At 63.8% G+C, this 8,687-nt stretch carries 8 protein-coding genes; 3 read left to right on the plus strand and 5 right to left on the minus strand.

The features are described 5' to 3' along the window. Nucleotide 1: 1 nt before the first annotated feature. The 4 genes from queA to purE all read right to left on the minus strand — a co-directional run bounded on the left by queA (nucleotide 2) and on the right by purE (nucleotide 3,286). Nucleotides 2–1,084: a tRNA preQ1(34) S-adenosylmethionine ribosyltransferase-isomerase QueA gene (gene queA / locus VMH22_00190; protein ID HTW90112.1), complete on the minus strand. Its 1,083-nt coding sequence runs from the start codon at nucleotides 1,082–1,084 to the stop codon at nucleotides 2–4. Between the two features lie 114 nt (nucleotides 1,085–1,198). Beyond that, on the minus strand, nucleotides 1,199–2,083 hold the full coding sequence (locus tag VMH22_00195) for a phosphoribosylaminoimidazolesuccinocarboxamide synthase (protein ID HTW90113.1): 885 nt from the start codon (nucleotides 2,081–2,083) through the stop codon (nucleotides 1,199–1,201). A gap of 16 nt (nucleotides 2,084–2,099) precedes the next feature. Continuing rightward, entirely contained in the window at nucleotides 2,100–2,708 is a 609-nt protein-coding gene (locus VMH22_00200; GenBank protein ID HTW90114.1) for a SagB/ThcOx family dehydrogenase, read from the minus strand. A gap of 65 nt (nucleotides 2,709–2,773) precedes the next feature. Beyond that, the gene (gene purE, locus VMH22_00205) at nucleotides 2,774–3,286 is read right to left on the minus strand and encodes a 5-(carboxyamino)imidazole ribonucleotide mutase (GenBank protein HTW90115.1); all 513 of its coding nucleotides are present in this window, start codon (nucleotides 3,284–3,286) and stop codon (nucleotides 2,774–2,776) included. A gap of 64 nt (nucleotides 3,287–3,350) precedes the next feature. Between purE and larA the strand changes: the two genes are divergently transcribed. The 3 genes from larA to VMH22_00220 all read left to right on the plus strand — a co-directional run bounded on the left by larA (nucleotide 3,351) and on the right by VMH22_00220 (nucleotide 7,945). Continuing rightward, a complete protein-coding gene (gene larA, locus VMH22_00210; GenBank protein HTW90116.1) occupies nucleotides 3,351–4,613 on the plus strand; it encodes a nickel-dependent lactate racemase in 1,263 nt (420 codons plus the stop codon). Between the two features lie 303 nt (nucleotides 4,614–4,916). Continuing rightward, nucleotides 4,917–7,412: a hypothetical protein gene (locus VMH22_00215; protein HTW90117.1), complete on the plus strand. Its 2,496-nt coding sequence runs from the start codon at nucleotides 4,917–4,919 to the stop codon at nucleotides 7,410–7,412. Nucleotides 7,413–7,414: 2 nt separating this feature from the next. Continuing rightward, nucleotides 7,415–7,945 (plus strand): FlgD immunoglobulin-like domain containing protein, encoded by a 531-nt coding sequence (locus VMH22_00220; GenBank protein HTW90118.1) that lies wholly within the window; start codon nucleotides 7,415–7,417, stop codon nucleotides 7,943–7,945. Nucleotides 7,946–8,063: 118 nt separating this feature from the next. Here VMH22_00220 and VMH22_00225 read toward each other — a convergent pair whose 3' ends face one another. Then, nucleotides 8,064–8,318, minus strand: a complete 255-nt coding sequence (locus VMH22_00225) for a hypothetical protein (GenBank protein ID HTW90119.1) — start codon at nucleotides 8,316–8,318, stop codon at nucleotides 8,064–8,066. Between the last annotated feature and the right edge of the window lie 369 nt (nucleotides 8,319–8,687).

Raw genomic sequence — 8,687 nt, forward strand, 5'->3', positions numbered from 1 at the left:
CTCACACTACCAACATCGCGTCGCCGAAGCTGTAGAACCTGTATCTCTGCTCAATCGCATGCTTGTACGCCGCCAGCACGGCCTCTTGTCCGGCAAGTGCAGACACGAGCATCAAGAGCGTTGACTTGGGCAGGTGGAAGTTAGTCAGCAAAGCCCCGACCACCTTCCACTCATAGCCCGGGTAGATGTACAGATTCGTCTGCCCGCGTCCGGGCCTGACGCGCCAGGCCCGTCCGGACTCTGGACCTCCCGGATTCGGCCTCTCTCCATTCGACACTCGGCACTCGTCATTCGTCATTTCGTGTGCTTGCCCTTCCAGCACCCTCACCGTCGTCGTCCCCACGCACACAATCCTCCGCCCTTCGTCCAGCGCCCGGTTCACCTGCCCGGCCGTGGTCTCGGACAGATCGAACTCCTCCGGGTGCATCGTGTGTTCCTCGACGTTGTCCACCTTGACCGGGCGGAACGTGCCGAGACCGGCGTGCAGTGTCACGAATGCCGTCTCAACCCCGGCATGGCCCAATGCGCGGAGCAACTCCGGCGTGAAGTGCAGGCCTGCTGTCGGCGCCGCGATTGCGCCGTCCACCTGCGCGAACACGGTCTGGTAGCGTGAATAGTCGCCGCACTTCTCCTTTATGTAGGGAGGCAGGGCTACTTCGCCGCTCGACTGCTGCAGGGCGGAGATATCCGGCGGGTCGAACCGGACCACGCGAATCCCTTCCGGCTTCCGCTCCACGATTGAGGCCCGGTGTGTCCCAAACAGCAGGACGGAGCCAGGCCTTGCCTTGCGGGAAGGACGGGATAGCGCCTCCCATGTGCCCGGCTCGACCTGACGCAGCAGCAGCAGTTCCACGCTGCCGCCGGTCGGCAGCTTGCCGAACACCCGCGCGGGTATGACCCGCGTGTTGTTCAGAACCAGCAGGTCTCCCGGCTTCAGCCATCGCCCGATATCGCTGAACATCGCGTCTTGCAACTTGCCGGTACTCCGTTCAAGCACAAGCATCCTCGACGCGTCGCGCCGCGCCAATGGCTGCTGGGCAATCAGCTCCTTCGGCAGGTTGTAGTCGAAATCTGCTACTAGCATGGACTACCAGACTCTGCCATCCTCACCCCTTCCCTCTCCCTCTGGGAGAGGGCGAGGGTGAGGGCACTTCTGACATCTCACATCTGACCTCTGACATCCTACTTCGGCCTGTCCTCAGTCTAGCTCGCTGCCGGTAATCAAACGGTATGCCTCGCGGTAGCGGTCCGAGGTGCCCTTGATGACTTCGGGCGGCAGGTTCGGCGCGGGCGGCGTCTTGTCCCACTTAATCGAGAGCAGGTAGTCCCGCACGAACTGCTTGTCGAAGCTCGGCGGCGACATCCCGACCTTGTACTCCGCGACCGACCAGAACCGGGAGGAATCCGGCGTCAGCGCCTCGTCAATCCACATCAGCTTGCCGTCGAAGATGCCGAATTCGAACTTGGTATCCGCAATGATAATGCCGCGGCCCAGCGCGTACTCCGCCGCCTTGCGGTAGATGGTCAGCGACACGTTGCGTATCTCGCGCGCCACGTCCGCGCCGACCAGCGCAGCGGCCTGCTCCTGCGTGATGTTCTCGTCGTGGCCGGAAGTTGCCTTGGTCGAGGGCGTGAATATCGGCTCGGGCAGCCTCTCTGCCTGCTTCATGCCAACCGGCAGATTGATGCCGCACACTGCTCCGGTCTTCTGGTAGTCGTTCCAGCCGCTACCCGCGAGGTACCCACGCACCACGCATTCGACCGGCAGCGGCTTCGCCTTACGCACCAACATGGCTCGGCCTTCAAGCTGGTCGTGGAATGACGACAGGCTGGCCGGGAACCGTGCGGCGTCGGTTTCAACCACATGGCTCGGCACCAAGCCTTGGAATCGGTCGAACCAGAACCTCGAAAGCTGTGTCAGCACCTTTCCCTTGTCCGGAATCGGGTCGGGCAGCACGACGTCGAACGCGGAAAGCCGGTCGGTCGCGACAATCAGCAGTTGCTCGCCGACCTCGAAGATGTCCCTGACCTTGCCCTGGGCAACCCGCTTAGTTCCCTGCAGTTCGGCCTGTTTCACGACCATCAGGTCCTCGCTTTCGTCACTCTTGTGCCTTGTGTCCCACTGGCATGATGTATAGTGGGTCCTGTTCTATCTGAAGTAGCTTCTTGACCCGGTCATCATCGAACGCGCCAATCATCACCGTGCCCAGCCCCAGCGCCTCGCACTGCAGATGGACGTTCTCGCCGACATGCCCCGCCTCCATGTAGACGTAGCGTGAAGCGCGTTCTGCGTACCTTTGCGCGGTCCGGCTGAAGTCAGCGGCCAGGACCAGCACGGCCGGTGCGGCTAAGATAGACTTCTGCCCAAGCGCTGCCTCGGCCAGTTCTGCCCTGTGGTCGCCGGTTTGCATGAGCACAAGTGAGTGGCTGTCAATCGCATAGTGGTACACGCCCGGTTTGAGGTCCTTCACCTTGCCCGCAACCAGGTAAAGCTCCATCGGGTACGTAGCCCCGGCCGACGGCGCGGTCCGACGCTTGGAACCGGTGTTCAGGCCCTGCGCTGCCCACAACAACTGCCCGGCCTGCGCAAGCGAGAGTGATTCGTCCGCGAACGCTCGCACCGACCGCCGGTGCCAGAGCGCCTGCTCAACCGTAACCTTGCCAACCGTGTCCGGCGGCGGCAACTTGATGATAGAGTAAGAACGCACCGGTCCTCCCATCACGCCGAACCACAGCAACAGCCACAACATGTCGGCAAACGTCTTCTACTCAGCTAGCTCTTCGGACCGCCAGACCGCGCGGCGGCCCTGGCCTTTGACGCAACTTCACGCGCCATCTTCTCACGGTAGGCAGCCAGCTTCTTCGCCAGGAGGGAGTCAGCCAGTGCCAGTATTTCGACCGCCAGCAGTCCTGCGTTCTTCGCGCCGGCCTTGCCCACGGCCATACATGCCACCGGAACTCCGCCCGGCATCTGTGCCGTCGACAGCAGCGAATCGAGCCCGTTCATGCCCGCGTCCAGCGGCACCCCGATGACCGGCAGAGTAGTGTGCGCGGCAATCACTCCGGCCAGGTGCGCGGCCTTGCCTGCGCCGGCCACGATTACCTTGATGCCGCGCCCGGCCGCCCCGCGCGCGAACCGGCGGCAGAGCTCCGGCGTGCGGTGGGCCGACACGATCTGCACCTCGCTCGTCACGCCGAACTCGTCGAGTACGCTCTTCGTCTCCGACATCACTGGCAGGTCCGAGTCACTGCCCATGGCGATTGCGACAACCGGCTGATTCTTCATAGTAGGCAATTCTATGGACGCGGGCTCGGCTTGTAAAGAAGCGTCCGCCGGTCTATACTTGGTCGTGCGTATCGAACTCATCCATGCCCCTGACAAAGAGACCATCGCCGTCCCCGACCGGAACCTGATTGCCGTCCTCAAGCCCAACGACTGCTGCCCATTTCACGACACCGATGCCGCGCTCAAACAGGCGGTCACGGCCTGCGCCGAATTCCTCGGCGACTCGCAGCGCGTGCTCGTGCTCGTCAACGACTACACCCGCCCCACGCCCAACGCACCGATTCTGGCCGCGCTCAGACCCGTCCTGTCCACACGTGACTTCCGGGCGCTCGTCTGCCTTGGCACGCACCGTCCGCCGACCGAAGCAGAATACGCGACGATCTTCGGCTCCGAGTTCCTCAACTCGTCACTCGCAACTCGTAACTCGTCACTCCTGTGCCACGACTCCAAAGACAAGTCCCGCCTCTTCTTCCTCGGCAAGACCAGCTTTGGCACCGACGTGTGGCTCAACCAGGAACTCCTCTGGGCCGACAAAGTCGTCACCATCAACTCCATCGAGCCGCACTACTTCGCCGGCTACACCGGCGGCCGCAAAGGCTTCCTGCCCGGCATCGCCGGCTACGACACTGTGACGCAGAACCACAACATGGTCACTCGCGAGGGCTCGATGCCGTTCGGGCTCAAAGGAAACCCCGTACACGAAGACATGGCCGAGGCTGCCCGGATGCTCCCGCGCCCGGTCTTCTCCATCCAGCTCACGCAGGACCGCCTGCACAACCTGCTTTCCATTCGCTTCGGCGACCTGTTCAAATCCTTCGACGAAGCCGTGGCCGACGCTCACCAGACCTTTGCCATACCGGTCACAGATAAAGCCGACATCGTCCTCAGCGTGCTGGGCCCGCCCTCCAACATCAACTTCTACCAGGCCCAGCGGGCGGTCGAATTCGCTCGCCCGGTGCTCAAGAACCCGGCGGTACACATCACCGTCTCGTCCTGTTACGACGGCATCGGCAATGACAGCTTCATCAGAGTCTTCCATGCCGCCAAATCCCCCTCCGACCTCCTTCCCTCAACTCATCACTCCTCTCTCCTCACTCCTCCCTCTTCTCCGCTGGGCTGGCACAAATCCGCCCGCCTCGCACAGATCATGCAGACCGCCGACCTGTACACCGTGATGGGGATTGACGACAAAGTCGTGAAGAGCGTGTTCATGCACCCGTACAAGACCGCGCAAACCGCGCTCGACGCGGCCTTCGCCAGACTCGGCCAGGGCGCCCGGGTCTACGTCATTCCCGACGCCGGCTACCTCGTACCGGTCCTGCCCTAGCCGGCAAAAGCCCCGAGCCACAGACCGCAAGCGTTCCGCGGATTCCATCCTGCGCATGGACTTCCGCCGTGCGCGCTTACCACCGGCCGCGGCGGCCGGGGCATCGCTTGACACTGGTCTGAGCTGATTCTATCATCCAGCGTTGGCCGGGTGGCGGCCAACGCCCGTTTAGGGCGTGCCGCTCGCGACGCCGCCATCCCAGCAGGACTCCGGCCAAGTGACCCGCTGCCCTCGAGGGTGGCTGGACAGACGGGCCTCGCTAAAGGCGCCACCCTTACGTAGTCAATGACGAAGGAGGCCTGGATGCGCGTGTTAGTCGTAGTCCTGGCAGCAGCATGTCTGACTGTGGCGCCGCTGATGGCCGGAGCCAACTCGGCGCCCATGCAGACAAAGACATCTCCGGCGACCCGAGGCTCAACCACTGCACCACTGGGTGCCGTGCGCAAGAACCTCCCTGCGCTGACAATCCCCGGCATACTCAGCTACCAGGGCAAGTTGACGGACACCATCGGCGTACCGGTTGCGGATACAACCTACAGCGTGACTTTCCAGTTGTACACGGTGCCAAGCGGCGGGACCGCGTTCTGGACGGAAACACAGACGGTCAGGACGAGCAACGGCCTGTTCAGTGTCCTGCTTGGCTCGGTGACACCGATTGACTCGGTGCCGCAGGCCGGCACCTGTTACCTCGGAATGCAGGTCGGAGCCGGAGCGGAACTCACCCCGAGGTTCAGAATCGGCAGCTCGGCCTACGCTTTCGCCGCGCAGGAGGCGGCCGGTGCGGACCTGCTGCAGGGCAAGGACACGACCGGGTTCGTGCGGACGGCGCAGGCGAACTCCGTAACATCGGGCATGATCGTGGACGGCACCATCGGTGCTGCCGACCTCGGTCAGATGGGCGCGTCAGCCGGCCAGGTGATGAAGTGGAACGGCTCGGCATGGACGCCGGGCAATGACAGCATCGGCGGCGGCACCAGCGGTACGGTCAGAAAGGTCTTTCAGGCGACCGGCGTGGTCTGCTCACCCAACCCGATTATCGACTCGGGCACGGTGCGATTTGACACCACCTGGGGTGATGCCCGTTTCGTCAACGAAGGCCAGGCTGCCGGCGGTGACCTCACCGGAAGCTATCCGACCCCGGTGTTGAACGCCTCCGGCGTCACGGCCGGAACCTATGGCAGCGCGACGCAGGTCGGTCAATTCACGGTCGGCGCCTCCGGCCGACTCACCGGCGCGGGCAACGTAACCATCGCCGGTGTGGCACCGGGCGGCGCTGCCGGCGGCGACCTGACCGGTACCTACCCCAACCCGACTATTGCCACGGGCGCGGTTACATCCGCGAAAATACTGGATGCCACGATTGCCGCGGCTGACCTTGCGGCAACCGGCGTCACTGCCGGCACGTACGGCAGCGCGACTCAGGTTTCCCAGGTTACGGTGAACAACAAGGGCCAGGTGACGGGCGCGGCGAACGTGACCATCACCGGCGTGCCGCCCGGCGGTGCTGCCGGTGGCGACCTGACCGGCACCTACCCGAACCCGACGCTGGCCGCCTCCGGTGTCGCGGCCGGGACCTACGGCGACACGATACACGTGAGCAAAATCACCGTTGATGCGAAAGGACGACTGACCAGCGCGAGCAGCGTGGCCATCACCAGCGTGCCGCCGGGCGGCGCTGCCGGTGGAGACCTGTCCGGGACCTATCCCAACCCTTCGCTGAGCAACACCGGTGTCACGTCCGGCTCCTACGGCAGCGCGACCCAGGTCGGCCAGTTCACGGTCGATGCCCGCGGCCGCCTCAGCAATGCAGGCAACGTCACCATCACCGGCGTGCCGCCCGGCGGGGCTGCCGGCGGCAGCCTGAGCGGCACCTATCCGAACCCGTCCATAGCCGCGAACGCCGTTGACTCCACCAAGATAGCTGACGGCTCGGTCATCGGCGCCGACATCAAAGACGGCACTGTCTCCTCGGCCGACATCCGCGACACGACCATCACCACTGCCAAGCTGAAGGACGCCTCGGTCACATCGGCCAAGATCGCCCTGCCTTACGACGGCAGCGCGGCGTCGTCCTCCGCTCCCGTCTTCCGCGTCAAGAATGCCGCCACCAGCAACGACTCGGCGGCCATCCTGGGGCGCCACGACACCTCCGACTCCTACGGCGTCGGCGTCGTGGGTATCGGCGGGCACTACGGCATCGAAGGCCTGGTTGCCCCGACCGGCAGCGGGACCTACTACGGCGCATACGGCCAGGCAAACGGCGGCAGCGGCACCAACTACGGCGTGTACGGTACGGCGAGCGGCAGCGGCACCAACTATGCCGGGTACTTCAACGGCAACGTGACCGTCACCGGCAACCTCTCCAAGGGCGGCGGCTCGTTCCAGATCGACCACCCGCTCGACCCGCTCAACAAGTACCTCTACCACTCCTTCGTCGAGAGCCCGGACATGATGAACATCTACAACGGCAACGTCAAGACCGATGCCTCCGGCTACGCCACGGTCACCCTGCCGAACTGGTTCGAGGCCCTGAACCGCGACTTCCGCTACCAGTTGACGGTGATTGACGAAAGCGACGGCAGCGGCTTTGCACAGGCCAAAGTCGTGCGCGGTGTGAAAGACAACACGTTCGTCATCCGGACCAGCGTGCCGTTGACCACGGTCTCCTGGCAGGTAACGGGCATCAGGCAGGACCCGTACGCAAACCTGCACCGCATCCAGGTGGAAGTCAACAAACCGGCAGGCGAGCGGGGCAAGTACCTCCATCCGGACGCGTACGGCCAGCCGCTCGGCAAGTAGACATGCGCGCCATAACGATAGCATTACTGGTGCTGGCGGCGGTCACAAGCGCCCAGACTTACAAATGTAGCTGGTGCGTGAACGGCATCGGCGGCGGGGACATGGCCGGGACAAGCTACAGGTGCAGCGCGACCGCAGGCCAGACCGCGGCCGGGCAGATGACCGGGACAGCCTACTGGGCGCTCATCGGATTCTGGCAGACGGAGCAGCCGACCGGCATCCAGGAGCAGTCGCAGCCAACGAACCCAGGTTCGTTCGTGACCCGGCTCTACGCGCCGCAGCCGAATCCCGCCCGGGCGCACACCTCCATACGCTACACGCTTGACGCTCAGCGCCAGACGTCGCTGCAGATACACGACCTCACCGGCCGCGTGGTGCGGACGCTCTGCGCGTCGAGCATGAAGCGTGGTTCATACAGCGTCACCTGGGGCGGCACCGACGACCGTGGCCGGAGCCTTGCCAACGGCATCTACTTCGTCCGCCTCGTAGCCGGCGGCTACCACTCCACGGAGAAGCTGGTGCTTCAGAAGTAGGCGACAGGCAGAATACAAGAGCAGAATCGAGCAGAGGCGGCCCTCGGGTCGCCTCTGTTTCCTGACGGCCACAGACCGCGGGGCATGTCAAATGGACGGGCGGAACTGAGGCGTGACCCTATGTCCTTGACGCTGGTACTAAGTAGGGTGACTGTCCCTGGTTTCCCTCACGCGAGAACCAGCGGTACTGATTGTACTGCACGACCGGCAGACGCTGGCTGTCGAGAACCGGCCTGCCGAGTTCCCACACCGCCGCCTCAGCCAGGTCGGACGGCATCTCGTATATCGACAGCACCTTGCTCCGGTGCCGGATGCGGTCGAGCAGCGCCCTGGTCTCCGGCGCTAGCTCTAGGACTCCTTTCCCCCACTGCAAATGGGGTTCATATATACTTATAGCCGGATTTCGGCGTTTTGGGTCAAATCGACATCGCGTAAGTTACGTATTCCCTGCCCAGGGGTCGTGGGGGGGACGGTTACCCGGGCCTATCCTCACACCTAAATCCCCGCCTATTGCCACGCCAATTGTCGCGCCTAAGCCTGAGCCTTCTCACCCACCTAATCCACCGCCTACTGCCCTGCCTTCTGTACCGGCTATCCTCCTGCCTATTGCCGAGCTTACTGTACCAGCTATCGTACCGCCTACGGTCGAGCCTTAGGCCCATGCACAAGTAGAGCCTATGGTCGGGTCTTTTGCCGGAGCACTCTTCAGGTCTATTCCCGAGCCTACTCCGGAATCTAATCC

The sequence above is a fragment of the bacterium genome (assembly GCA_035505375.1).
Classification (GTDB): Bacteria; Hydrothermota; Tepidihabitantia; order Tepidihabitantales; family Tepidihabitantaceae; genus UBA2258.

Excerpts from the sequence above, each read along its gene's own strand:
- purE (HTW90115.1), bottom strand. The coding sequence starts at position 3,286 with ATGAAGAATCAGCCGGTTGTCGCAATCGCCATGGGCAGTGACTCGGAC.
- queA (HTW90112.1), bottom strand. The coding sequence starts at position 1,084 with ATGCTAGTAGCAGATTTCGACTACAACCTGCCGAAGGAGCTGATTGCC.
- VMH22_00220 (HTW90118.1), top strand. The coding sequence starts at position 7,415 with ATGCGCGCCATAACGATAGCATTACTGGTGCTGGCGGCGGTCACAAGC.
- VMH22_00195 (HTW90113.1), bottom strand. The coding sequence starts at position 2,083 with ATGGTCGTGAAACAGGCCGAACTGCAGGGAACTAAGCGGGTTGCCCAG.
- VMH22_00215 (HTW90117.1), top strand. The coding sequence starts at position 4,917 with ATGCGCGTGTTAGTCGTAGTCCTGGCAGCAGCATGTCTGACTGTGGCG.